The organism is Sphingomonas sp. FARSPH, assembly GCF_003355005.1.
In the GTDB taxonomy this organism is placed as follows: Bacteria; Pseudomonadota; Alphaproteobacteria; order Sphingomonadales; family Sphingomonadaceae; genus Sphingomonas.
The window spans coordinates 2,523,354-2,545,176 of record NZ_CP029985.1; the positions used below are offsets into that span (position 1 = coordinate 2,523,354).

A 21,823-nucleotide genomic window follows, 5' to 3' on the forward strand; every position below is an offset into this window, starting at 1 on the left:
TACGGCCACCTCACGTCGTATCGCAGGCCTCGATCGAATCGACGGAGTATGAAATCTCCCTGCTCCGCCCTTTAGAGTTGAGCCGGTCGGCGAGCGCTAGGGTTCAAACCCAATCAGGTGATTGACGCATGCGCGGATGGCGCCAGAGTGTAGCCGCTGGTTGGAGACGCGCGATGCATGTACCCGAAGGCTTTGGCGTAGTGACACCGTATATCTTCGCTGACGGAGCCGAGGAATATGTGCACTTTCTAAAGACGGCGTTTGGCGCACACGAGATCGGCCGTAGCACGGCTCCGGATGGGCGCATCGCCAACTGCCAGCTTCAGTTCTCAGCGACGACGATCATGGTCAGCGAGGCGTCCGAGCAGTTTCCCGCGACACGCGCGGCGCATTACCTTTATGTCGCTGACGCTGACGCTGCGATGGCGAAGGCAGAGCAGGCCGGTGCCGAGAAAATCATGGATGTCGGGGACATGCCCTACGGCGACAGACAGGGCGGAGTCCGGGACCCGGCCGGGAATATCTGGTGGGTGTCGCAACGGATGACGGCCGAACCGTATTTTTGATGCTGGCTTGATCTTAGGTTGAGGTGGAGGCGGCTTTCCTGATCACAGGCAATTTAGATCATGGGAGGTTGGGCGCGGCGCTGTGCTGGCTATCGAACTATGCGTGGGCGGCGGTCAAGCCGCATCTGCCAAAGAACGAAGGGGAGGCGAAGCTGGCGCGCTGTCTTCGACGGTGCTCGACATCTGTTCCGCTCTGCATGCCATGATTAAGAGGGAGGAAGACATAGACTGGACGCGTCACGGGCAATAGGCGGGTATGCGGCAGTTATGCCCTGGCCACAGCGTGGCTGTTTTTGGGAGCGAGAACCCCGTCAAAGGTCGCGGCGTTCGATGCGATCGACGTAGAACGGCTCAACATCCGGGAGCCGGATGGCACGCTGTGCATGACCGTCGCATCCCGCAGCCGGATGCCCGGGATCATCGTCGCTGGACGAGAGACGCCGCATCCTGACCGACCGCAGGCTGGCATGCTGTTTCAATGACGAAGGCGCCGAGAACGGCGGTCTGGTGTTTTCCGGCGCACTGAAGGACGGCAAACCGACCAATCTGGGGCATTGTCGTTCGATCGCTGGCGACAGGACCAAGACCCTTGCGCTGGGCAGTACTGAGGATGGCAAAGACCGCCAGGTCGGGCTTGCGATCAACGACCGCCCCGATCAGCCAGTTGATTTCCCCGCGGTAGCACGATTGGTGCAGGAGCCGTCAGGCGCAACCCGTGACGCGGCCGTGCGTGCGGCGGGTGCCGCGGTGATGCCGCGCGCGTTTTTGGGTAGGGCTCTGGACAAATCGTCGGTCCTGGCGATGCGTGACGCGGCGGGCCGGAAGCGGCTGGAGGTTCGCGTGGGGGCAGACGGAAAGGCGTCGATCGATTTCCTCGACGCCGATGGACGCGTAAGCCGTTCCATCACGGGAAGCTAGGTGGAACGCTGGGTGGTAAGACCCAGTTGCGGCCATTCGCGGCGACTTAAGCGACTCCCGGAAGCGGACATATGTTAAGTTTGCGTCGATTACGGTTACGGTTTGCAGGTTACGCTCTGCCCTTTTCGACCCGACGGCCTTGCTCCGCACCGCGCGTGCGATCTCGGTAGAGTTCGCTGAGGCGATCGCGAAGCCAGCGGTGCGATGGGTCGGAATCGACCCGCGGATGCCACGCCGCCACCAATGTAAACGGCGATAGCGACAAGGGTGGCTCGCCTAGCGCAAGACTGCGAGCGGAGGCGGTCAGCAAGCTAAGGGGCAGCGTGGCGACGAGATCGTCGGCTGCGACCGCCTCGATCGCCAGTAGATAGCTTTGTACAGACAGCGCGACGCGTCGCGACCGACCGCGGTCAGCAAGAGCCAGATCGACGAGTCCTGTAAACCCACCACCATCGCCCGAAACAAGAACGTGATCGCGGTTACAATAATCGTCCAGATCGACGGGGCACGCACCAGCAGGGCGTACTGCTACCACGAACCGGTCGCGAACGATCGTACGCACCATCAGCGCCGGCAATCGATCGAATTGTGCCGGCGCGCCTAGCGCGAGGTCGATATGCCCCTTCTCCAGATCATCGAGCCGCGCCGTATCAAACTGATGCAACGCGCACCGCACGCCGGGTCCAGCCATTCCGCGCACGGCGCTCACCAACGGCAGAGCCGCGATCGTCGCCGCGTTGTCGTTCGCCATGATGGAGAATATCCGCTCGGCGCGAACCGGATCGAAGACGCGTCCGGCGACTGCGGCGTCGAGGTCCGTGAGAGCACCGCGCGCCGCGTCGGCGATGGCTCTTGCGCGGTCGGTTGCGACCAGCCCGCGCCGCCCCGTCGCGGCCACGAGCAAGGGATCGTGGAGAACGGCGCGTAGGCTTGCCAGCCGCGCGGACATGCGAGGCTGGCTGATGCCCACTCGCTTGGCCGCCCGGCCGACACTCTCTTCCTCGACCAGCGCAACAAGCGATGGCAGCAACGGCAGAAGGGCATCGTTCATCCGCATGACGAATACCAAACATACGCGCCATACTGTTGCCGGATCAACCTATGGCTTCCTACCTCTGACGAGGTACTGTTTCAGGAGATGAATCATGATGACGGCGGAAGACCTAGCCAAGGAATTTCATACCGCGCTGGTTGCGCGCGACTGGTCCGCGATGCGGTCGCTGTTCCATGACGACGCAAGCTGGACCCTGCCTGGGGACAACGCGATCTCGGGAACGGCCGCTGGCGCCGACGCGGTCGTGGAACGAGCCCGTTTGATTGCCAGCTATGGGTTGTCTTTCAAGCTCGAGCATATTCTACTTAGCCGCGACAACATGGCTCTGGCACTTCACAACACGGCTGAGCGCAACGGCATCCGGCTGGACGAAAAGTTGGCTACCGTCTGCCGCCTGCGCGACGGGCGCATTGCGGCGATTGAGACGTTTCTTTCCGATATTCCCGGGATGGACCGCTTTTTCGCGCGCGATTAGAGTAAGCGTTTTCCACGCGAGTTCCGGCGGCCTACACTTTACCTGCACCTCGTCGTCGGCATCAAAGGCAGATGACTGGTTCCAACAACGGACACGTCTCGTTACCCGAGGATTGCCGATGCTTTTCGAGATTGCCACCCTTGCTGGCTCGGTCTTTACCGCGAAGAATGCCAAGAAGGGCGCGCACCGATGGTTGGAGGATGCGTCTGCCGGTTTTGTATTAGGGATGTGGACGACGGAGATCGGTCCCGTTGGCGATCTGATTATCCTGCGGGCTTTCAACGATGCAGAAGCACTCGATGCCGAGCGGCGTCGTGCCTTGCTGAGCGATGATCCGTTCGGGAGTTCGTCCGCTCACGCACGGCTGACGATGGAAAGTTACGCGCCGTTCCCTTTCTTGCCCGAACCCGCCCCCCGCGATTACGGTGGGATCTTCGAGCTGAGGACTTATCATCTCGTATCGGGCGGGTTACCGGCAACCCTGGAGGGTTGGAAAGAGGCGATCGGTCCCGCCCACCGCTATATCGATCATCTCGTCACCGCGATGTATGCGCTCGACGGCGACGCCAGGATCTTCCATCTTTGGGGCTTCGCGAGCGTCGAGGAACGCAACAACCTGCGACGAGAACATTATGCCTCGGGCGTGTGGCCTCCGCGGGGAGGGCCCGAGAATATTGTCCATGCTTATTCGACCCTTGCGTTTGCCGAGACGGGCTATCCCATTTGCTAGGACACAGCCGGGATAAGCGTTGGCAAAGGAAGGGGTCCCGACAGCCGCGGATTCCTCTTCAGGCCCTCGGACGGCAGGCCATGGGCCGCGATATCATGATGGCCCGTCTGACCCCATCAACCCAATCCCGGTCGTTTAGGCCGACCTGAGCCCCGCCCAACTTTGCCCGTTCGTTCAGCTTACTGGCGCGGAAGTGGTCCATCGCGGAGCGGTTGTTCACCAGTAATTACGAACCCCTCAGTGGCAATCGCCGCCGGGGTGACAGCTTCGGTCAGACGTCGGCGATCGCGAGACCGCCGCCGCTCCCTGCCAACCGATTTTGAAGAGATTGACGACAGGATCTAGCTTTCGCGTAATGGAGACCGCTTGGCCTACCGCGATCCTTCGCCGGCTTCGCCCGCTACGGCGCCCTGTCGCCGCCGAGACCGACCTTCTCCCGGTTGACGCACCGATCGAGAACGCGGCGCAGGATCTTCTTCGTCGGTCGCCGCTGGTCGCGAGGGTCGCCGAGCTGCTGGGGCGCCGCAACTTCCCGGCTGGCCGCGTCATCGCGATCAGGGGGGACTGGGGCTCCGGCAAGTCCCCGTTCAAAAACCTCGTCGCCGAGCGGCTATCGTCACGGCTCTGTGGCCGGGTGATATGCGGATGCCCTTCGTCTGCGAGGGCGCTGCCGCCACCGGAAAGATACGGCCCCGATGTCCGGCTCGCGCGTGCCGACGATCGCGGCACCGGGCCCGGAGCCTGGCGGCCCGGGCCCCTCGCGATGGGGCAGGAACGCCTTATCGATTTCGACACCCCAAGGCACCAAGGCGACCTGGTCGGGCGAGGCGGTGCCGTCGGGGAGGATGACGACAGGCAGGATGATCAGCGCGCGATGCGCCAGCCCTTCGATGTCCTCGCGGCTGTCGCGGTGCAGTGCCACGTGCGGCGTCATGCGCCGTCTCCCGTAAAGGCCTTGACCAGGTCCCAGGCGGCAAGGACGTTGGCGCGCCTCGTATCGGTCGCATCCCAGCACTCGACAAGCTCGCTAAAGTGCGCCGCATATTAGGGGAGAATTTCCGCCTCTACGGCATGCAAGGTCTGGCGTCAGCTGCGGCGCAAAGCGTTCTACGTCGCATGCTGCGCTGTTGCCTCCCCCGATGCGGGCAATAGGTCTGGCTGGCGTGATTGGCGACACACCGATGCGTACCACCATCAGCGACAAGGCGGCGCCGTGCCCGCTCGACCGGGTCAACCGGCAGTTCCGCACGCCGGCGCGATTTCGGCGTATGCGTTCTTGCAATCGATTGTTGCAATCCTTTGCAGGCGACGATACCGTCGTATGCATAAGTAGGTCTACGCACGCTGGGCCATGCCGGAAGAGGATGAATGAGCAAGGCTTCCCATTGGCTCGTCCGCGTTGCGCCCTACATCGCGGCGACGGGGAAGACCGGGCGTTTCAACCTCGACGGCAGCGTGCGGTGGAGCAGATCGAAGGCCAAGGCCATCTATGCGTCCAACAACGGCCTGACGACGCTCGACGTCAATCAGGACGGCGTGATCCAGATGCCCGAACGGTCGGTGCCGGTGGTCAGCCTCGCCAATGCCAAGCCGGTCGATTACCGCAAGAGCTACTTCACCTGGTCGGTTGGCGCGAATTACGAAATCCAGACGGACGTAGCGCTGTTCGCACGCGTCAGCCGCGGCGCGCGGTTTAATGCGAACCGGGTCCTGTTCGGCGGCGGCGTGCGTGAAGACGGCAGCATCGCCGACGCGCTCGCGGTCAATTTCGTCAACCAGCAAGAGGCAGGTATCAAGTTCCGGTCGGGCGGCTTCTTCGCCAATCTGACCGCGTTCCGCGCAACCACCGCGGAATCGAACGAACTCGTGATTCCCGTGCACCGGACGATCAACAACAAATACCGCTCCTACGGCCTCGAGCTGGAAGGCGGCCTGGACTATGGCGTCTTCCACCTGACCGGTGGCGCGACCTATACGCATGCGCGCATCGTCGATAGCCAAGTCACCCCCGCGCTGAACGGCTACATCCCCTATCGGCAGGCCGATCTGATCTTCCAGGCATCGCCGCAGGTGGCGATCGACGGGTTCAGGCTGGGCGCGAGCTTCATCGGCACGACGTTCTCTTATGCCTCCGACGTCAATGAGCTGAAGATGCCGGGCTATGTCCTGACCGGCGCGTTCGCGTCCTACGCGATCACCCCGGCGCTGCAACTGTCAGTGAACGCCCAGAACCTCTTCAACGTGCTGGCGATCACCGAGCTTGGCATTTGGAGCGACACGCTGCCGACGAACGGGACCAACGCCGCGCGCGCCTTCCCGGGGCGCAACTTCAGTGCGACGATCGCGCCGCCAGCTCGCTCGTCTCTATGGTGCGACGCACGACTTGGCGGCGCAGTGGACGCGGGTGGAGGCGGCGGTGCCGGCCGGCGCGGCGGCGCGGATCGGCCTGTGCGTCGACCTGGCGCCGAAGCACACCGCCGACGATCACGCCCGGGCGGGCGCGGCGAAAGCCGGCGATCCCTTCTATATCGATTTCCATATCGCGCTCGATGCAGAACACGCCGCAATGCGCGAAGCGGTGCCACCGCAGGCGCTCCCGACCATCGCCCGGCAATTTCACGGTCGGGCCGGCAATGAGCGGACACGTGTGGACGACATTCTACCCGTTCCAATGGGACCTCAACTGGGTGATCATGCTGGCGATGATCGGGACGATGCTGCGGCTCGCCAACCATGGGTTCGAGGCGTTCCGCCTCGATTCCATCGCCCTTCTTTGGAAACAGGCGGGGACGGACGGCCGCAATCTTCCCCAGTCGCATTTCATCGCTCGTGCGTTGCGTGCCGTGCTGGACATCGCCCTGCCTGCGACGCCGCTCAAGGCGGAGGCGATCATGCGCGCGAGCAGCGGGCTGCCGCGCGACGCCAACTGGCGGAGCTCTGTGCGCTGCCACGACGACATCGGCTGGGGCGCCGTGCTCGGCGATCTCGCCGGGATCGATGCCAATCCGGCGGCACGGTTGGCGGCGGTGGCGCGCTACCTAGAGGGGCCGGGGGCGGCTGGGCACGCGATAAGCCGTTCCAGTCGGGCGGTTCGGCGCTGCACGGCACCAACGGCATGCTTGCGTCGCTTGCGGGACTCGAGGCGGCGCAGGATGATGCCGCACGGCAGGCGGTGTTCCGGCGCATCGCGCTGCTCGATGCGCTTGCGATCGGCGCCGGCGGCATCGCGACGACTTACATGAGGGACGAGACGGGGATGACCAATCACTACGGCTATCGCGACGACCCAGCGCGGCGGATCGGCGGCGACCTCGCCCGGTTGCGGCGGGCGCGCATGGCCAGCCGGGGCGCGTGCGTGTCGACGCGGGTCGCGACCGATGAGCCCACACTGCTTGCGGCCCGCTGCGGTGCCGACACCGTGTTATTCGATTTCTCCGGCGATCCGGCGTCGCTGCCCGCGGCGGGCAATGATCGCCTGACCGGCGAGGCGGGGGCGGGGATGTTCGACGGCTGGCAGGTCGCTTGGATCGCTGGAGACGTTCGATGATGCCACGCCTGTCGCTCGCCCGGATCGTCGAGATGAACCTCGGCTTCCTGGGGCTGCAATTCTCGTTCGGCCTGCAACAGGCGAACATGGCGCCGATCTACGGCTATCTCGGCGCGGACGAAGCGTCGCTGCCGCTGCTCTGGCTCGCCGGGCCGATGACCGGGCTCATCGTCCAGCCGCTGATCGGCGCGCTGTCGGACCGGACGACGAGCCGGCTGGGTCGGCGGACGCCCTATTTCCTCGTCGGCGCGATCCTGTGCAGCCTATGCCTGTTGGCAATGCCGTACAGCCCGACCTTGTGGGTCGCAGCGAGCCTGTTGTGGATCCTCGATGCCGCCAACAACGTCACGATGGAGCCGTATCGCGCTTATGTCGGCGACCGCCTTGGCGAGGACCAGCGCCCCACCGGATTCCTGATCCAGGCGGCCTTCACCGGGCTCGCCCAGACGTTGAGCTATCTCGCGCCGTCGCTGCTGGTTTGGTGGGGGATGAACAAGGATGCGGTCGACGCCAACGGCATTCCTGACATCACCCGCATCGCCTTCGTCGTTGGGGCGGTGCTGTCGCTGTCGACGATCCTGTGGTCGGTGCTGCGCGTTCCCGAACTGCCGCTGTCCGCCGAGCAACGGGCGGCGATGCAGGCCGACCGGGTCACTTTGGGCGGTGCAGTCCGCGATGTCGTCGCGGCGATCCGCGACATGCCGCCCGCGATGCGCCGGCTTGGCGTTGCGATGCTATGCCAATGGTATGCGATGTTCGCCTATTGGCAGTTCATCGCCTTCGCGCTCGCGCGCTCGTTGCACGGCACATCCGATGCCGCGAGCCAGGGATTTCGCGACGCCGCGCTGACCGTGGGACAGATTGGCGCCTTCTACAACGCCATCGCCTTCGTCGGCGCGCTGGCGCTGGTGCCGGTGACCCGCCGCTACGGCGCGCGCACCGTCCATGCAGCCTGTCTCGTTGCATCGGGCGCGGCGATGCTGACGATACCGGGCATCGCTAGCGAAGGCTGGCTGTATCTGCCGATGATCGGCATCGGCCTCGGCTGGGCGAGCATGATGGGCAACCCCTATGTCATGCTGACCGACACCGTGCCGCCGGCGAAGTTCGGCATCTACATGGGCATCTTCAACATGTTCATCGTCATTCCGATGATGATCGAGAGCCTGACCGTCCCGTTATTCTATCGTCCGCTACTCGGTGGCGACGCGCGTGGCATGCTGTACGTCGCGGGCGCGCTGATGGTCGCTGGAGCGGTGGCGACGCTTCGGGTCGGCGACCGGAACAAACGGAGCGTGGCGACATGATCACGCGTCGGATCCGCTGGCGGCGGTCACCGCGGACATGCCGCCGTTCTTCATCTATCACACCAGCGACGATCCTGTCGTCGACGCCGGCGGCATCACGCGCTTCTACGACGCGCTTCAAGCCCGCCACATGCCCGTCGAGCTGCATATTTTCCAGAGGGGGCGACATGGCAGCGGATTGGGCGGCGCCGATCCCGCACTCGCCCGGTGGCCCGAATTGATGGAGCACTGGCTGCGTGCGCTGGGCATGATCCGGCCGCCACGTTAAGCGTGGATCGCGGCACGCGAGTGCGCGTTCCTCCCTGTGGCCACGCTGGCGACGCGTACGGGTGGCGTAGGCGACACGATGGCGGCATCGCGTTTGAACCCGGTGCTGCGCAGTCGTGCCGTCGGCAACCGTAGGAGGATGGAAAAAGACATGAGCGACATGCCCGATCGTCCGCAACGCAAGAGCATCCTGCTCGTCGGCGCATCGCGTGGCCTGGGTGAGGCGATGGCGCGCGTTTTCGTGCAGAAGAGCTGGCACGTCGTCGGCACGGTCCGCGGCGATGGCCCGAACCTCCTGCGCGATCTGGCGCGCGATCATCCCGAGCAGGTCGAAGTCGAACGGCTCGACATCACCGATCCTACCCAGATCGCGGCGCTGGGCGAACGGCTCGCCGGCCGGGTCTTCGACATCCTCTTCGTCAACGCCGGCATCACCAACGACGATCAATCGGAAACCATCGCCGAGACGTCTACGGAAGAGTTCGTCCGCGTGATGGTCACGAACGTGCTCGGCGTGATGCGGACTGTCGAGGGGCTACAAAATCGCGTGCGCGATCATGGCCTGATCGGCGTCATGTCGTCGGGCCAGGGCAGTATCGCGAACAATGAGAAGGGCGGTCACGAGGTCTACCGCGGCAGCAAGGCTGCGCTGAACCAGTATATGCGCAGTTATGCCGCGCGCCATGCCAGCGATGGTCGCGCGCTGGTGCTGATGGCACCGGGGTGGATCCGCACCGGACTCGGCGGACCCGATGCGCCGTTCGGCATCGAGGAAACCATCCCCGAACTAGTCGATACGCTGCTTGCCCAGCAAGGTCGGGCAGGGTGCCGTTTCATCGATCGCCACGGCGAAACCGTGCCCTGGTAAACGCGCGCGCGCGGCCATGCGCGGGTACGCAATAATCGACATGGTCGGCGCTGATGGCATCGGCGGGGATCGCCTTGCCCTTCGCGGGGCGGGAGCGATCGGGTTGGGCCATTTGAATGCTCGCCAAAGCCAGCGGCGCGACCGCGGCGGTCATCGGCAAGAGGCCGCATGCGCTGCGCGGACCGCACCGTCTATGCCGGTGACGAGAATTCAGCGGCCATTATTCATAGGCAGACCGACGATCCGGGCGCCGACAGCGACGCGCTGGAGCAATCTGCCTTTCAGACGTTTCGCCAGCCGCGCGATGTCATCGCGGTCGGCATGGCGCGAAAGTCGGCGCGCCTGCTCGCAAAGTCTATCCGCCACCTGAAGCGGTCGCTGTCGCGTCCACTCCTGGCAGGCGGCCGATCAAAACCGGCATTGCCAGGAGAACGAGGGGGTATTGCAACAGCAATCCGGCGATGATCGCGATCGCCAGCGGCTGCTGGATGCCCGCACCCTGGCCGAGCGCCAGCGCGAGCGGCAGCAGCGTCAGGATCGCGGCGAGCGTCGTCATCGTGATCGGCCGCAGCCGATTGTGCGCGGCCGTCCGTGCCGCCTGAAGCGGCGGCATGGTGTGGGCCAGCTCCTGAAATTCGCTGACGTAGAAGATCGCCATCTCGGTGCCGATGCCGATGATCATCGTCATGCCCATCAGCGCGGTGATGTTAAGGTCGACACCGGTCAGCCAGAGCGCGGTGAATACCGCGGTCGTCGACAGCAGCGAGCAGCCGATGATGACGAGCGGCAGCAACAGCCGCCGGTAGAGGACCAGCAGCAGGATGAACTCGGCGACCAGCGCGGCGAGAAACACCTTGATGAGCCCGGCGAAGGCGATCTGCTGCTGCTGATAGAGGCCGCCCAGCTCGTAGCGGACGCCGGGGCCGAGCACGCCGGGGCGGGCGAGCGCGCGCGTGACGTCGGCGATCGTCGCGCCGAGGCCGCGGCCCTGGATACGCCCGGTCACCGCGACCATCGGTTCGAGGTTCTCGCGCGCGATCTGCGGCTGGCCGGTGATGGGGACGAGATCGGCGACGCGCGACAGCGGCAGGACGTGGCCGTCCGCGGCGCGGATCGGCAGCCGCGCGAGCGCGTCCCGCGTGATCGTGGTGGCGCCGGGCAGGCGGACGCGGACGTCGACCGCCTTGGTCGGCAACGCGAGCGTGGTGGCGACATTGCCCTGCAAAGCGACGTCGACCGCGTTCTGGACGTCGGCGGGGGTGACGCCCTGGAAGCCCGCGCGGATCGGATCGATGCGCACATCGATCGCGTCGCCGGCGAGTTGAACGCCGTCCTTCACCTCGACGACGCCGCTGACCTTGTCGATCACGGCGGCGACCTTGCGCGCCTGATCGGTGAGGACGGTAGGATCGGCGGCGAACAGCTTGATCTCGATCGGCTGCGGCACGGCCGTCAGGTCGCCGATAAGATCCTCCATCAGCTGCGCGACCTCGACCTGCACGCCGGGCACCCGCGCGGCAACCTGATCGGCGATCCCCGCGGCGACCTCTTCGGTACCGCGCGCATGATCGGCCCTGAGGCGCACGAAATAATCGCCGTGGTAGCTCTGGCCGAGATCGCCGCCGAGCCCGGTGCCGAGCCGGCGCGAGAAGGTGAGGACGTCGGGATCGGCGCGCAGCAGCGCATCGACCTCAGCCATCCGCCGCTCCGTCTCGTCGAGCGACGTGCCGGGCGGCGTGTAATAGTCCATGACGAAGCCGCCCTCGTCTACCTTGGGCATGAAGCCGGTGGGTACGTTGGCATAGCCGACGTAGCCGAGCACCAACAGCGGCACGGCGATGACGGCGAGCAGCCACGGGCGCATCGAGAGCCGGTCGAGCAGCGCGGCGTGGCCGCGTGCGAGCCGGCCGTCGTCGGCGTCGTCGGCGCCGTGGGCTGCGTCGAACGTCACCCATCGCTGCGCCAAGACGGGCACGACAAAGGCGGTCATCGCCCAGGAGATCGCGAGCGCCGCCGCCATCGTCACCGACAGCGCCTTCGAAAAGGCGCCGGTGACCCCGGTCAGGAAGGAGAGCGGCAGGAAGACGATCAGCGTCGCGAGGCTTGATCCGGTGAGCGGCACGAGGAATTCGCGCGCGGCGGGCAGCACCGCGGCGCGTCCGGCGGGCCCGCCGTCGTCGGCCGGCGCGGCGGCGCGGCGGACGATGTGTTCGACCATGACGATGACGTCGTCGATCAGCAGCCCGACCGCCGCCGCGATGCCGCCCAGCGTCATGATGTTGAAGCTCATGCCGAGGATCGCGAGCACCAGCACGGTGGCGGCGAGCGTCGCGGGGACGACGATCGCGGCGATCAGCGTGATCCGCCAGCTGCGCAGGAACAGCAGCAGGACGAGCGCGGCGAGCACCAGGCCGATCAGCACCGCGTCGCGGACGCTGGCGACGGACTGGGTGACGAGCTCGCTCTGGTCGTACCAGCTGACCAGCCGCGTGCCGGGAGGCAGCGATGCGGTGGCGAGCCTCGCGGCGACGGCATGGGCGATCTGCACCGCATTGCCGTCGGGCTGTTCGTAGATGTTGAGCAGCACCGCGGGCCGTCCGTCCTCGCTGACGCGCAGCCATTGCGGCACGACGCCCTGCTGCACCGTCGCGACGTCGCGGACGCGCACGACCCCGGCGGGGTCGGTGCGCACGACGACGTCGCCGACCGCGGCGGGACTGGTAAGCGTGCGATCGGCGACGACCAGCGACAGGCGACCGCGATCCTGCACGCGCCCGACCGCGCTCAGCACGTTGCCGTTGGCGATCGCGGTGGACAGGTCGCTCATCGCGAGATTGTGGCTGGCGAGGCGCGCGGGGTCGGCGAGCACCTCGACCTCCGCCGTCTCACCGCCTTGGACGTCGACGCGCGCCAGCCCCTCGATCCCGCTGAGCAGCGGGACGAGCTGATAGCGGGCGACGTCCTGCAACTGGGTGGGCGACGCCCGCGTCGTCTCGATCGCGTAGGAGATGATCGGGAAGACCGTCGGGTCCATGCGGCGGACGTTGTAGGTGGTGCCGGGCGGCAGCGTGCCGAGCGCCCGCGACATCGCCGCCTCCACCAGCAGCGTGCTCGCGACCATGTCGCGGCCCCAGCCGAAGTCGATCGACACCTGCGCCGATCCGCGCGTCGTCTCCGAACGGACGTTGCGCACGCCTTGCACCGCACGCAGCGCCTGCTCGACCGGCTTGGTGACGATCAGCGCGGTCTGGTCGGCGGGGCGCGAGCCGGCGTCGATGTCGACGACGACGCGCGGAAAGGCGACTTGCGGGAATAGTCCGATCGGCAGCGACAGCGCCGCGACGGCGCCGGCAAGGGCGACCGCGAGGGCGATGATGAGGATCGCCAGCGGCTGGCGCCGCAGCAGCGCGGCGTAGCTCACCGCGCGCCGCCGGTGCGGACCGGATCGCCGTCCGTGAGCTGATAGGCGCCATCGACGATCACCGGCGCTTCGGACGTGAGAGCGCCGTCGACGAGGTCGTCAGCGGTGCCGTCCACCACGACGCTGACGGGCACGGCCTTCGCCTTGCCGCCGTGAAGCTGGAACACCTGCGCGCGGCCTTCCACATCGATCACGACGGCGCGGTGGGGGACGCGCCAGCCGCTCGCCTGCCCGGTCTGGATCGCGACGCGCAGCGCCTCGCCGGACAGGATCGCACCGGCGGGATAGGCGATGTCGACGTCGATCTGGCGCGTGCGCGGGTTGAGCATCGCGTCGATCCGCCGCACCCGCCCGGCGACCGGCGCGCCGCCGCCGTCGAGCCGGGTCAGCGTAACGGGGGCATCGACGAGCAGGTCGTTACGCCGCGCGGGATCGACGCCGACGGTGACGATCAATCCGCCGGCGCGCGCGATCGTCGCCAGCGCCTGGCCGGGCTGGGTCCGGTCGCCGGGGGCGACGGGCAGGGTCGCGACGACCCCCGCAAAGGGTGCGCGGAGCACGGTTTCGCCGACGCCGGCACCCTCGCTGCGCAAGGCGGCGAGCGCGCTGCGCGCGTCGGCGACCGCCTTGTCCGCCTGGACGAGCTGGTCCCGTGTCGCGAGCTGCTGGGTCAGCAATTGCGCCGTGGTCGCGCGCTGCGATGTCGCCGCGGTCAGCGCGTCCACCGCCTGGCGGTAGGCGCTGCGCGCCGAGGGTGCGACGGTGAAGCGGAGCACGGGCTGACCGGCGCGGACGGTGGCGCCGGCGACCGCGGCGACTGCCGTGACCTGGCCCGGCTGCGGCACGCTGAGCGTGACGACGCCGTTGCTGGCGGGCGTCGCCTCGCCGAATGCCTCGATCGTGTGCGCCTCGGTCCCTTGCCGCGCGGGCGTGGTGGTGACGAGCACCGTCGGCGTCGCGGTGGGTTCGGCCGCGGGTTCGCCGGTGCCGCATCCGGCAAGCGTCAGCAGCAGGGCGAGCGCGAGCAGCGGCGTGGGGGGAAGGATGCGCGCGGTCACCGCGCCGCTCCCTTGGTGCCCGGATCGGCGAGGCCGAGCGTCGTCACACCCGGCAGCCCGAGGCCGAGCAGGGTGCTCACCGCCACCTGCCGGTCGAGCAGGCCCAGCCGCAACGTCGCCACTTCCTGTTCCTTTGCGAAGTGATTGGTGATGAGGTCGACATAGGCGCGCTCGTCGAGCGCAGCCGCGCTGAACGCGGCGGCGGCGCGCATCGCCGCCGAGCGCGCGGCGGGCAGATCGCGCTCCACGATCGCCAATTGCCGCTGCAGTTGTTCCATCTCCCCGAGCAGCGCGCCGACCTCGCCCGTGGTTGCGGCGAGGCGGGCGGCATATTCGGCCTGGAGCTGCGCGCGGGTGGCGCGGGCGATCGCGACATTACCCTGGTTGCGGTCGAACAGCGGCAGGCCGAGCTGCGCGTTGGGGCCGGCGTTGATGACGCGCGAACTGTCGCTCGAGGCGCTGCCGCCGAGGATCAGGTCGGGAAACTGGGCGAGGATCGCAGCACGGAGCGTCTCGTCCTGCGCGAGATAGCCGAAGCGCAGCGCAAGCAGGTCCGGCCGCCGTGCGGGCAGCGTCGGGATCGCGGCGCGCGCGCCTGCGATGTCGAAGGGCGGCAGCTGCGGCGCCGGCTGCAACGGCACCACGACTTCGGGGGTCAGGCCGAGCAAAGCGTTGAGCTTGTGCCGGTCCTGCACCTGCGTCTGGTCGAGCGTTTGCAGGCTGGCGCGCGCCTGCTGGAAGCCGACCACGCTGGGGGCGGCGGTGACGAGGGTCGCATTACCCTGCGCCAATGCCGCCTGCGTCCCGGCGTTGCGACGGCCGAGGATGCGCACCGCCTCGTCGAGCAGCGGCCGTGTCGCCTCGCGCGCGATGAGGTCGACGGCGAGCTGGCGCGCCTGGCCGGCCACCTGCCATTCCTGCCACAGCAGGTCGGCGCGGACCTGCGCGGTGGCGGCGCGCGCGCTGCGGACGCGGGGCTTGTAGACAAGCAGTGCCTTGATGTCCTGCGCCAGGCCGATGTTCCACGCCGGCACCTCGCCCGCGCCGGAAACGAGCGGCAGCAGCGCGCCGGTCAACGACGGGTTGGGCAGCACGCCCGCCTGCACCCGCTGCGCCTGCGCGACGCCCAATTTGGTCCGGGCGGCGGCTAGGTCAGGATTGCGGGCGAGCGCGAGCGCGACGACATCCTCGACGCCAAGCGGCGTGGGCGTTGTGGTGGCGGGCAGCGCTGGCGCGAGCGCCGACGCCGCGGCGAGCGGGGCCGGCGTGTAATGCGCGCAGCCCCCCGCCAGAAGGGCGAGCGCCGGCGCCAATCGGGCCTGGATGCGCACGGATTGTTACTCCTCGGTCCCGGCGGTAGAATTGCCAGCTCAAAGGGCGCTTTAGCCGCGGGTGGGGGCGGACGAACATTGTATCTTCCCAATGTCGCGCAAAGCCGCTGGCGCCGCGGCGCGCGGCGCGATCAAGAGGGGGTGAAGGAGACTCGTGCCATGCCGTCGATCCGCCCCCTTGCTCTCGTCCTGCTTGCGCTTGCCGCGCCCGTCGTTGCTGGCGACACCGTCCGTTCGATACCCGTGCCCGGCGATGGGGGCTGGGATTACGCCAGCATCGATGCGGCCGCGCGGCGGCTCTACATCGCGCATGGCGATGCCGTGTCGGTCGTCGACCTCGCGACCGGACGAGCGCTCGCCCCGATCGGGCCGGCGGCACACGCGCACGCCGTGGTCCCGCTGCCGACGGGCGAGATCGCGGTGACCAACGGCACCGACAATAGCGTGCGCTTCTTTGCCGCGGCATCGGGGCGCCAAGTGGCGAGCCTGACCGTTGGCGCGAAGCCCGACGCGGCGGTCGTCGATCCCGCGACCGGGCACCTGTTGTCGATGGATGCCGATGCCGGATCGGTGGCGGAGATCGACGTCCGCGCGCATCGGCTGGTGCGCACCATTCCGGTCGCCGAAGGCCTTGAATATGCCGCGGTCGTCGGACGTGCGCTGTTCGTCAACAACGAGGACAAGAGCGAGATCGATGTCGTCGACCTGACCCGCGGTGCGGCCGTCGCGCCGATCGCGATGCCCGGTTGCGAGGCGCCGACGGGGCTGGGCCTGGATGCGACGCACCACCGGCTGATCGCCGCCTGTGCCAACGGTGTCGCGGCGATCGTCGACACGGACAAGCGCGCGCTCGTCGGGCGGGTGCCGATCGGGCGCGGCCCCGACGCGGTGATCGTCGATCAGGCGCGGAGCCGCGCCTATATTCCCGCGGGCAAGGACGGCGTGCTCGACGTGCTGTCGCTCGCGGACGCGCGCGCGGTGACGCATCAGGCGACGATCCGGACGGAAGCGAGCGCGCGGACCGGCGCGCTCGATCCGCGCACCGGCACGGTGTGGCTGCCCGCGGCGCAGCTGGCGCCGGCGGCAGGCACCGGCAAGCCCAAGGCGGTGCCCGGCAGCTTCCACGTCCTCGCCGTCCACCCCGGCTGACCGGCGCGGGCGCCCGCGATGCGTATCCTGCTGGCCGAGGACGACGCCGACACCGCCGCGCAGGTCGCGGCCGGCTTGCGCGCGATCGGTCATGTCGTGGCGGTGCATGGCGATGGCGCCGCGGCGCGCGAGGCGGGGCTGACCGAGCCCTTCGACCTCGCGATCCTCGACCGGATGCTGCCGGCCGCCGACGGGATCGCGATCCTGGAGGCGTGGCGCGCAGCCGGCATCCGCATGCCGGTCATCATGCTGACCGCGCGCGGCAGCATCGCCGACCGCGTCACCGGCCTTGATGCGGGGGCGGACGATTATCTGGTCAAACCGTTTGCCTTTCCGGAATTGTCGGCGCGCGTCAGCGCGTTGCTGCGCCGACCGCCGATCGCGGAGGTGGCGACGCAGCTTCGGGTCGGCGACGTGACGCTCGACGTGCTGCGCCGCGAGGTGCGCCGCGGCCCGCGCGAGGTACGGCTGCAGCCGCGCGAATTCCGAATCCTTGAGGAACTGATGCGCCACGCCGGGCGTGTCGTCACGCGCAAGATGCTGCTGGAGGCGGTGTGGGGCTTCCGCTTTGATCCGCAGACCAATATCGTCGAAAGCCACTTGAGCCGCATGCGCGCCAAGCTCAACGACGGGTTCGAGCGCGACCCGGTCGAGACGCTACGCGGCGAGGGCTATCGTATGCGTAGCCATGGCTGACTGGCGGCGCAGCACGGCGTATCGCATCGCGCTGACCCATTCCGCGGCGTTCGCGTTGGCGATCGCGATCCTCGGTACGCTCGTCTATTTCGCCGCCGACGCCGCCTTCCGCCGCCAGCAGGACGTCGCATTGGCCGAGGCGAGCGCGGACCTCGTCCGCGACTATCGCGCCAAGGGCCCGGCCGAGGTCGCCGACACGATCGCCGCGCGCAGCGGACGCAGCGGCGTCGTCACCTTCGGCTATGCGCTGTTCGACGCGCGCGGGCGACGGGTGGCGGGGACGTTCGATCTGGCCATGCCCCCGCTCGGCTTTGCCGACGTCAGCTTCCGCGATCCTGTCGAAGGGGCGGATGCGGCGCGGACGCTGACCAGCCGATTGCCCGACGGCAGCCGGCTGGTCGTCGGCGTCGATTCGCAGGCGCTCGAGCAGATCGACCACGTCATCCTCAGCCTGTTCGTCGGTGCCTTCCTGCTGGTGGTGCTGATCGGCGTGGTCGCGGCGCTATGGATCGGCGGCTATCTGCGCCGCCGGATCGAACAGGTCAGTCTGACCGCGGAGGCGATCATGGCGGGTGACATCCGCCACCGCGTGCCGGTGTCGAAGCGCGGCGACGAATTCGACCATCTCGGCGGCGTGCTCAACCGCATGCTGGAACGGATCGGGCGGCTGCTCGAGAACCTGCGGCAGGTGTCGGCCGATGTTGCGCACGACCTGCGCAGTCCGCTGGCACGCCTGCGCGGCGGCATGGAGAGCGCGCTCGCCGCGCCGGAAGGGCCAATGCGCGACGCGGCGATCGCGCGCGCCATCCGGCAGAGCGACGATCTGCTCGCGCTGTTCGCGGGCATCCTGCACATCGTCGACGTCGATGCCGGCGACGTCCGCCAGCGGTTCGCGCCGCTCGACCTCGGCGCGCTGGTCGAGGATTTATGCGACAGCTATGCGCCCGCGGTCGGCGACCGCGGGCGGACGCTGTCGTGTACCAGCGCGCCCGGTCTGATCGTGAGCGGCAGCGCCGAATTGCTGTCGCAGGCGGTGATCAACCTCCTGGACAACGCGCTGGCGCACACCCCGGCGGGCACGCACATTGACGCCCGCGTCGAGGCGGTGGGGGACGGGGTCGTCGTGGTCGTGGCAGACGACGGCCCCGGCGTGCCCGAGGCTGATCGCGAACGCATCGTCGAGCGGTTCGTGCGCCTCGATCGGACGCGCGCCGCTGCCGGACACGGCCTCGGCCTGAACCTCGTGGCGGCGATCGCCCGTGCGCACGACGGCACCCTGACGATCGGCGATGCCGGCCCGGGCCTGACCGCCACCCTCCGCCTGCCACGTGCCTGACGTGCGGCGAGGCGATCGCATCGGCGCACCGTTCAAGACGACAGCCGCGCTGCAGGAGCGCCTACGCGCACTGATGGCGAAGCCGGAGGTGCGGGAGGTCCATGCCGACCTGGTCGCGCGCGAGACGATCGCGGAGCACGCGACGTTCACCTTCCACGGGCTGCGCAAAAACGCCTGCTGCAACCTCCTCGAGCGTGGTCCGAACGACAGCGAGGTCGGCGAAATCCTTTGCGTGACCCCTGAAACGGTCAGGCACTACGGCAAACGGGCGCGGGTTCTGGTCATAGCGCAAGGCGCTTTGAAACGCGTGACCCGCGGCAGGATTTTGAGCTTTGGGGGAACTGGTGCCGATTCTTGTGGGAACCAACTCACCAGGAAGGGTGCCGCAAGTGCTTGATTTAACACCGAATGGTGACCCCTACGGGAATCGAACCCGTGTTTCAGCCGTGAAAGGGCCGCGTCCTAACCGCTAGACGAAGGGGCCGCTGGAAAGCGTTGGGGGCCATTAGGGGAGGGGCGGCGAGCGGTCAAGCGGGTTCTTTCGCCGCCGTTCGGCGCATCTCCTCGATCCCGTCGAGGCGTGTCAGTCGGCCCAGGCGGCGTCGTCGATATGCATTTCGGCGACCGCGCGGCCGCTCCAATCGTCGCTCCGGATGCGACCGGCAAGCCACAGACGCCGGTGGGGCGCGGCGCCGAGCAGCGTCTGGCCGAGCAAGCTGTCGGCGGCGCGGAAGGCCATCGCCTTGAAACTGCGGCCGTCGTCGCCGGCGACGATCGCGCGGACGTGGTTGGTGCCGACGCGGTCGACCTTGATGAGGCGCACGGGCCCCGTCGCGACGCGCGGCGCGGGCCAGCCGGTGCCATAGGGGCCGCCCGCGTCGAGCGAGTCGACGAGGTCGGGCGTCACGCCGCCGGGCGCGACCACAGTGTCGAGGCGGAGCGCCCGGCCCTCGCGCGCCACCGCGACGGCGGCAGCGAGGCGGTCTTCGAGGAAATCGGCGAGCGCATGGATATTGTCGGCCGCGATGGTGAGCCCCGCCGCCATCGCATGGCCGCCGCCCGCGACGATCAGGCCGTGTTCGCGCGCGGCGAGGATCGCGGCACCCAGGTCGACGCCCGGGATCGAGCGTCCCGATCCCTTGCCGAGCCCGTCGTCGCCGAGCGCGATGACGATCGCGGGCCGGTCGAGCCGTTCCTTGAGCCGCCCGGCGACGATGCCGATCACGCCCGGGTGCCAGCCCTCGCCGGCGACGACCGCGACCATCCGGTCGGCGGCGGCGCGCGCCTCGGCCACCTGTTGCACGTCCGCCTCGATCGCGCGGCGTTCCTCGTTCAACCGGTCGAGCTCGGCGGCGATGTCGCGCGCCTCGTCCGCATCCTGCGTGGTCAGCAGCCGCACGCCGAGGTCGGCGCGGCCGACGCGGCCGCCAGCGTTGATCCGGGGGCCGAGCGCGTAGCCCAGGTCCTGGCACGTCGGCGCGCGCGTCAGCCGCGATGCCTCGATCAACGCGGAAAGGCCGATGTTGCGCCGCTGCGCCATCACCTTCAGCCCTTGTGCGACGAAGGCACGGTTGAGCCCGCGCAACTGCGCGACGTCGGCGACGGTGCCGAGCGCGACGAGATCGAGCAGGTCGAGCAGCCGCGGTTCGGGCCGATCAGCAAAGAAGCCGCGCGCGCGCAAGCTCCGCAGCAGTGCCGCCGCGAGCAGGAAACAGACGCCGACCGCGGCGAGATGACCGTGCGCCGCCGCGTCCACCGCCTCGTCGAGCCGGTTGGGGTTGACCAGAGCATGCGCCGGCGGCAGCGCGGACAGGCATTTGTGGTGGTCGACGACCAGGATGTCGGCGGCACCATCGCGCATCGCCTCCAGCGCCTCGAAAGCCTGCGCTCCGCAATCGACGGTGACGATCAGCCGGGCGCCTTCCGCCGCGAGCCGCCGCAGCGCGGGGGCGGAGGGGCCATAGCCTTCGGTCAGGCGATCGGGGATATAGGGTCGGGCGGCAAGGCCAAGATCGCGCAACAGGCGGATCAGCAATGCGGCGGAGGTCGCGCCGTCGACGTCGTAATCGCCGAACACCGCGACCTGCTCGCCGCGCTCGACCGCATCGGCGAGCCGCGCGGCGGCGCGGTCCATGTCGCGGAAGATCGACGGATCGGGCATGAAGCCGCGGATGGAAGGCGTGCGATGCGCCTCGATGCCCTCGCGCGGGCAACCGCGGGCGAGTAACAATTGCGTGACGAGATCGTCGGTCCCGAAGCCGTCCGTGCCGAAACCATCCCGATGGTCCGCGGCGAGCCCGCGCCACTGCCACGGCTGGCCCAGGATCGAGGCGGACACGCCCAGTGCGGGCGGCGGGCCGACGACGTTGCCGCCGCCGGTGGTCGGATAGGAAGGACGCGGCGGCATCAGTAGCGCGTCCAGCGCCCTTCGCGGAACCACTTGGTGACGACGTATTTCGTCCCCTCCACCACCGCCGTGCCTTCGTGCAGCGTCAGCAGATTGGGGCTGCCATCGGGGTTCATGTTGTTCCAGGCGAGCAGCATGCCGGCGCGCGGCGCGACCTTGAAGCCCGCCTGCGGGAACCAGGTGGCGCCGCCTTCGGCGACGTCGTTCAGGTAGATCATCGCGGTCCAGGTGCGCTGGCCGCCCGATTTCTGCATGTCCGCCCAGTAGCTTTCCGAATCGTGGAAATAATCGTGGTGCGCGCGAAACTGCTGGCCGGGGGCGTAACGCTGGCCCTGCATCGTCTCGCCCTGGTCGGCCGGGATGCCGAGCAGGTCGGCGATCGCCTCGTCGATCGGGCGGATGTCGGGCGAATAACGGTCCATGTCGCAGCTTTCGCTCGTGCGAAAGTCGCTGTCCGCCTTGTCCGACAGCAGCGTCGACGGGCGGCGGCCCGCGTCGATCACTGCCATCAGCATCGCGCATTGCGCGGCATCGAGGAAATCGAGCTGGTAGTAAGCCTGGACGTTGGCGACGCCCGCTGCGGTCACCGCCGGATTGGCGTCGAGCCGTGCGGCGACCTGTTCGCCGATCCGTCGACGGACGGGGTTGGCGCCGGAGGCAGAGGGCTTGCGCGCGAACATGGCCCGGGGATGC

At 68.1% G+C, this 21,823-nt stretch carries 20 protein-coding genes, 1 tRNA gene and 1 pseudogene; 14 read left to right on the forward strand and 8 right to left on the reverse strand.

Annotated elements, in window-relative coordinates; all coding sequences use genetic code 11:
* Nucleotides 1–173 precede the first annotated feature (173 nt).
* Nucleotides 174–566 (forward strand): VOC family protein, encoded by a 393-nt coding sequence (locus DM480_RS12095; RefSeq protein WP_115379356.1) that lies wholly within the window; start codon nucleotides 174–176, stop codon nucleotides 564–566.
* 507 nt (nucleotides 567–1,073) lie between these two features.
* Entirely contained in the window at nucleotides 1,074–1,484 is a 411-nt protein-coding gene (locus DM480_RS12100; protein ID WP_115379358.1) for a hypothetical protein, read from the forward strand.
* Nucleotides 1,485–1,593: 109 nt separating this feature from the next.
* Here the strand turns inward: DM480_RS12100 and DM480_RS12105 are convergent, their stop codons facing one another.
* Entirely contained in the window at nucleotides 1,594–2,535 is a 942-nt protein-coding gene (locus DM480_RS12105; protein WP_198665821.1) for a LysR family transcriptional regulator, read from the reverse strand.
* Nucleotides 2,536–2,629: 94 nt separating this feature from the next.
* Between DM480_RS12105 and DM480_RS12110 the strand changes: the two genes are divergently transcribed.
* The 3 genes and pseudogenes from DM480_RS12110 to DM480_RS18875 form a co-directional block, all read left to right on the forward strand.
* Entirely contained in the window at nucleotides 2,630–3,013 is a 384-nt protein-coding gene (locus tag DM480_RS12110) for a nuclear transport factor 2 family protein (protein ID WP_115379362.1), read from the forward strand.
* Nucleotides 3,014–3,131: 118 nt separating this feature from the next.
* Complete coding sequence (locus tag DM480_RS12115) at nucleotides 3,132–3,743, forward strand: NIPSNAP family protein (protein WP_115379364.1); 612 nt, start codon at nucleotides 3,132–3,134, stop codon at nucleotides 3,741–3,743.
* Nucleotides 3,744–4,098: 355 nt separating this feature from the next.
* Nucleotides 4,099–4,305, forward strand: a pseudogene (locus DM480_RS18875) (hypothetical protein); the annotation flags it as partial.
* Nucleotides 4,306–4,359: 54 nt separating this feature from the next.
* Here DM480_RS18875 and DM480_RS17945 read toward each other — a convergent pair.
* Nucleotides 4,360–4,677: a hypothetical protein gene (locus tag DM480_RS17945; protein ID WP_125471524.1), complete on the reverse strand. Its 318-nt coding sequence runs from the start codon at nucleotides 4,675–4,677 to the stop codon at nucleotides 4,360–4,362.
* A 434-nt stretch (nucleotides 4,678–5,111) separates the two neighbouring features.
* On the opposite strand from DM480_RS17945, the gene DM480_RS12125 reads away from it, so the two are divergent.
* The 5 genes from DM480_RS12125 to DM480_RS12150 all read left to right on the forward strand — a co-directional run bounded on the left by DM480_RS12125 (nucleotide 5,112) and on the right by DM480_RS12150 (nucleotide 9,732).
* On the forward strand, nucleotides 5,112–6,380 hold the full coding sequence (locus DM480_RS12125) for a TonB-dependent receptor (RefSeq protein ID WP_115379368.1): 1,269 nt from the start codon (nucleotides 5,112–5,114) through the stop codon (nucleotides 6,378–6,380).
* 478 nt (nucleotides 6,381–6,858) lie between these two features.
* On the forward strand, nucleotides 6,859–7,290 hold the full coding sequence (locus DM480_RS12135; protein ID WP_115379372.1) for a hypothetical protein: 432 nt from the start codon (nucleotides 6,859–6,861) through the stop codon (nucleotides 7,288–7,290).
* Nucleotides 7,287–8,597, forward strand: coding sequence for an MFS transporter (locus tag DM480_RS12140; protein WP_115379374.1), 1,311 nt, complete (start codon nucleotides 7,287–7,289; stop codon nucleotides 8,595–8,597). Before DM480_RS12135 ends, DM480_RS12140 begins: the two co-directional genes overlap by 4 nt.
* A gap of 37 nt (nucleotides 8,598–8,634) precedes the next feature.
* Nucleotides 8,635–8,865 (forward strand): alpha/beta hydrolase, encoded by a 231-nt coding sequence (locus tag DM480_RS12145; protein WP_115379376.1) that lies wholly within the window; start codon nucleotides 8,635–8,637, stop codon nucleotides 8,863–8,865.
* A gap of 36 nt (nucleotides 8,866–8,901) precedes the next feature.
* Nucleotides 8,902–9,732, forward strand: coding sequence for an SDR family oxidoreductase (locus DM480_RS12150; RefSeq protein WP_232833985.1), 831 nt, complete (start codon nucleotides 8,902–8,904; stop codon nucleotides 9,730–9,732).
* Nucleotides 9,733–10,087: 355 nt separating this feature from the next.
* Here DM480_RS12150 and DM480_RS12155 read toward each other — a convergent pair whose 3' ends face one another.
* From DM480_RS12155 to DM480_RS12165, 3 genes are read right to left on the reverse strand one after another with little or no spacing between them, the layout of a single operon-like run.
* Nucleotides 10,088–13,153 carry an efflux RND transporter permease subunit gene (locus tag DM480_RS12155; RefSeq protein ID WP_115379380.1) on the reverse strand — a complete coding sequence of 1,022 codons (3,066 nt, stop codon included), beginning with the start codon at nucleotides 13,151–13,153 and terminating at the stop codon, nucleotides 10,088–10,090.
* The gene (locus DM480_RS12160) at nucleotides 13,150–14,211 is read right to left on the reverse strand and encodes an efflux RND transporter periplasmic adaptor subunit (protein ID WP_232833986.1); all 1,062 of its coding nucleotides are present in this window, start codon (nucleotides 14,209–14,211) and stop codon (nucleotides 13,150–13,152) included. The genes DM480_RS12155 and DM480_RS12160 overlap by 4 nt, the downstream gene beginning before the upstream one ends.
* The gene (locus tag DM480_RS12165) at nucleotides 14,208–15,542 is read right to left on the reverse strand and encodes a TolC family protein (protein ID WP_232833987.1); all 1,335 of its coding nucleotides are present in this window, start codon (nucleotides 15,540–15,542) and stop codon (nucleotides 14,208–14,210) included. Before DM480_RS12165 ends, DM480_RS12160 begins: the two co-directional genes overlap by 4 nt.
* A 159-nt stretch (nucleotides 15,543–15,701) precedes the next feature.
* Here DM480_RS12165 and DM480_RS12170 point away from each other — a divergent pair, with 159 nt between their 5' ends.
* Genes DM480_RS12170 through DM480_RS12185 form a run of 4 tightly spaced genes read left to right on the forward strand, consistent with a single transcriptional unit; the run spans nucleotide 15,702 to nucleotide 19,120 of the window.
* Nucleotides 15,702–16,691: a YncE family protein gene (locus DM480_RS12170; protein ID WP_115379384.1), complete on the forward strand. Its 990-nt coding sequence runs from the start codon at nucleotides 15,702–15,704 to the stop codon at nucleotides 16,689–16,691.
* Between the two features lie 18 nt (nucleotides 16,692–16,709).
* Nucleotides 16,710–17,387, forward strand: coding sequence for a response regulator transcription factor (locus DM480_RS12175; RefSeq protein ID WP_115379386.1), 678 nt, complete (start codon nucleotides 16,710–16,712; stop codon nucleotides 17,385–17,387).
* Nucleotides 17,380–18,723: a sensor histidine kinase gene (locus DM480_RS12180; protein WP_115379388.1), complete on the forward strand. Its 1,344-nt coding sequence runs from the start codon at nucleotides 17,380–17,382 to the stop codon at nucleotides 18,721–18,723. Before DM480_RS12175 ends, DM480_RS12180 begins: the two co-directional genes overlap by 8 nt.
* Nucleotides 18,716–19,120 carry a hypothetical protein gene (locus DM480_RS12185; RefSeq protein WP_115379390.1) on the forward strand — a complete coding sequence of 135 codons (405 nt, stop codon included), beginning with the start codon at nucleotides 18,716–18,718 and terminating at the stop codon, nucleotides 19,118–19,120. The genes DM480_RS12180 and DM480_RS12185 overlap by 8 nt, the downstream gene beginning before the upstream one ends.
* 12 nt (nucleotides 19,121–19,132) lie before the next feature.
* Here the strand turns inward: DM480_RS12185 and DM480_RS12190 are convergent.
* The 3 genes from DM480_RS12190 to DM480_RS12200 all read right to left on the reverse strand — a co-directional run bounded on the left by DM480_RS12190 (nucleotide 19,133) and on the right by DM480_RS12200 (nucleotide 21,810).
* Nucleotides 19,133–19,207, reverse strand: a tRNA-Glu gene (locus DM480_RS12190).
* A 99-nt stretch (nucleotides 19,208–19,306) separates the two neighbouring features.
* A complete protein-coding gene (recJ, locus tag DM480_RS12195) occupies nucleotides 19,307–21,130 on the reverse strand; it encodes a single-stranded-DNA-specific exonuclease RecJ (RefSeq protein ID WP_115379392.1) in 1,824 nt (607 codons plus the stop codon).
* The gene (locus tag DM480_RS12200) at nucleotides 21,130–21,810 is read right to left on the reverse strand and encodes a prolyl hydroxylase family protein (RefSeq protein ID WP_115379394.1); all 681 of its coding nucleotides are present in this window, start codon (nucleotides 21,808–21,810) and stop codon (nucleotides 21,130–21,132) included. The genes recJ and DM480_RS12200 overlap by 1 nt, the downstream gene beginning before the upstream one ends.
* Between the last annotated feature and the right edge of the window lie 13 nt (nucleotides 21,811–21,823).

What these genes read in the sequence shown, in the direction of transcription:
- DM480_RS12095 (WP_115379356.1), top strand. Translation starts at nt 174, where the DNA reads ATGCATGTACCCGAAGGCTTTGGCGTAGTGACACCGTATATCTTCGCT.
- DM480_RS12105 (WP_198665821.1), bottom strand. Translation starts at nt 2,535, where the DNA reads ATGAACGATGCCCTTCTGCCGTTGCTGCCATCGCTTGTTGCGCTGGTC.
- DM480_RS12110 (WP_115379362.1), top strand. Translation starts at nt 2,630, where the DNA reads ATGATGACGGCGGAAGACCTAGCCAAGGAATTTCATACCGCGCTGGTT.
- DM480_RS12115 (WP_115379364.1), top strand. Translation starts at nt 3,132, where the DNA reads ATGCTTTTCGAGATTGCCACCCTTGCTGGCTCGGTCTTTACCGCGAAG.
- DM480_RS17945 (WP_125471524.1), bottom strand. Translation starts at nt 4,677, where the DNA reads ATGACGCCGCACGTGGCACTGCACCGCGACAGCCGCGAGGACATCGAA.
- DM480_RS12125 (WP_115379368.1), top strand. Translation starts at nt 5,112, where the DNA reads ATGAGCAAGGCTTCCCATTGGCTCGTCCGCGTTGCGCCCTACATCGCG.
- DM480_RS12135 (WP_115379372.1), top strand. Translation starts at nt 6,859, where the DNA reads ATGCTTGCGTCGCTTGCGGGACTCGAGGCGGCGCAGGATGATGCCGCA.
- DM480_RS12140 (WP_115379374.1), top strand. Translation starts at nt 7,287, where the DNA reads ATGATGCCACGCCTGTCGCTCGCCCGGATCGTCGAGATGAACCTCGGC.
- DM480_RS12145 (WP_115379376.1), top strand. Translation starts at nt 8,635, where the DNA reads ATGCCGCCGTTCTTCATCTATCACACCAGCGACGATCCTGTCGTCGAC.
- DM480_RS12170 (WP_115379384.1), top strand. Translation starts at nt 15,702, where the DNA reads ATGCCGTCGATCCGCCCCCTTGCTCTCGTCCTGCTTGCGCTTGCCGCG.
- DM480_RS12175 (WP_115379386.1), top strand. Translation starts at nt 16,710, where the DNA reads ATGCGTATCCTGCTGGCCGAGGACGACGCCGACACCGCCGCGCAGGTC.
- DM480_RS12180 (WP_115379388.1), top strand. Translation starts at nt 17,380, where the DNA reads ATGGCTGACTGGCGGCGCAGCACGGCGTATCGCATCGCGCTGACCCAT.
- recJ (WP_115379392.1), bottom strand. Translation starts at nt 21,130, where the DNA reads ATGCCGCCGCGTCCTTCCTATCCGACCACCGGCGGCGGCAACGTCGTC.
- DM480_RS12200 (WP_115379394.1), bottom strand. Translation starts at nt 21,810, where the DNA reads ATGTTCGCGCGCAAGCCCTCTGCCTCCGGCGCCAACCCCGTCCGTCGA.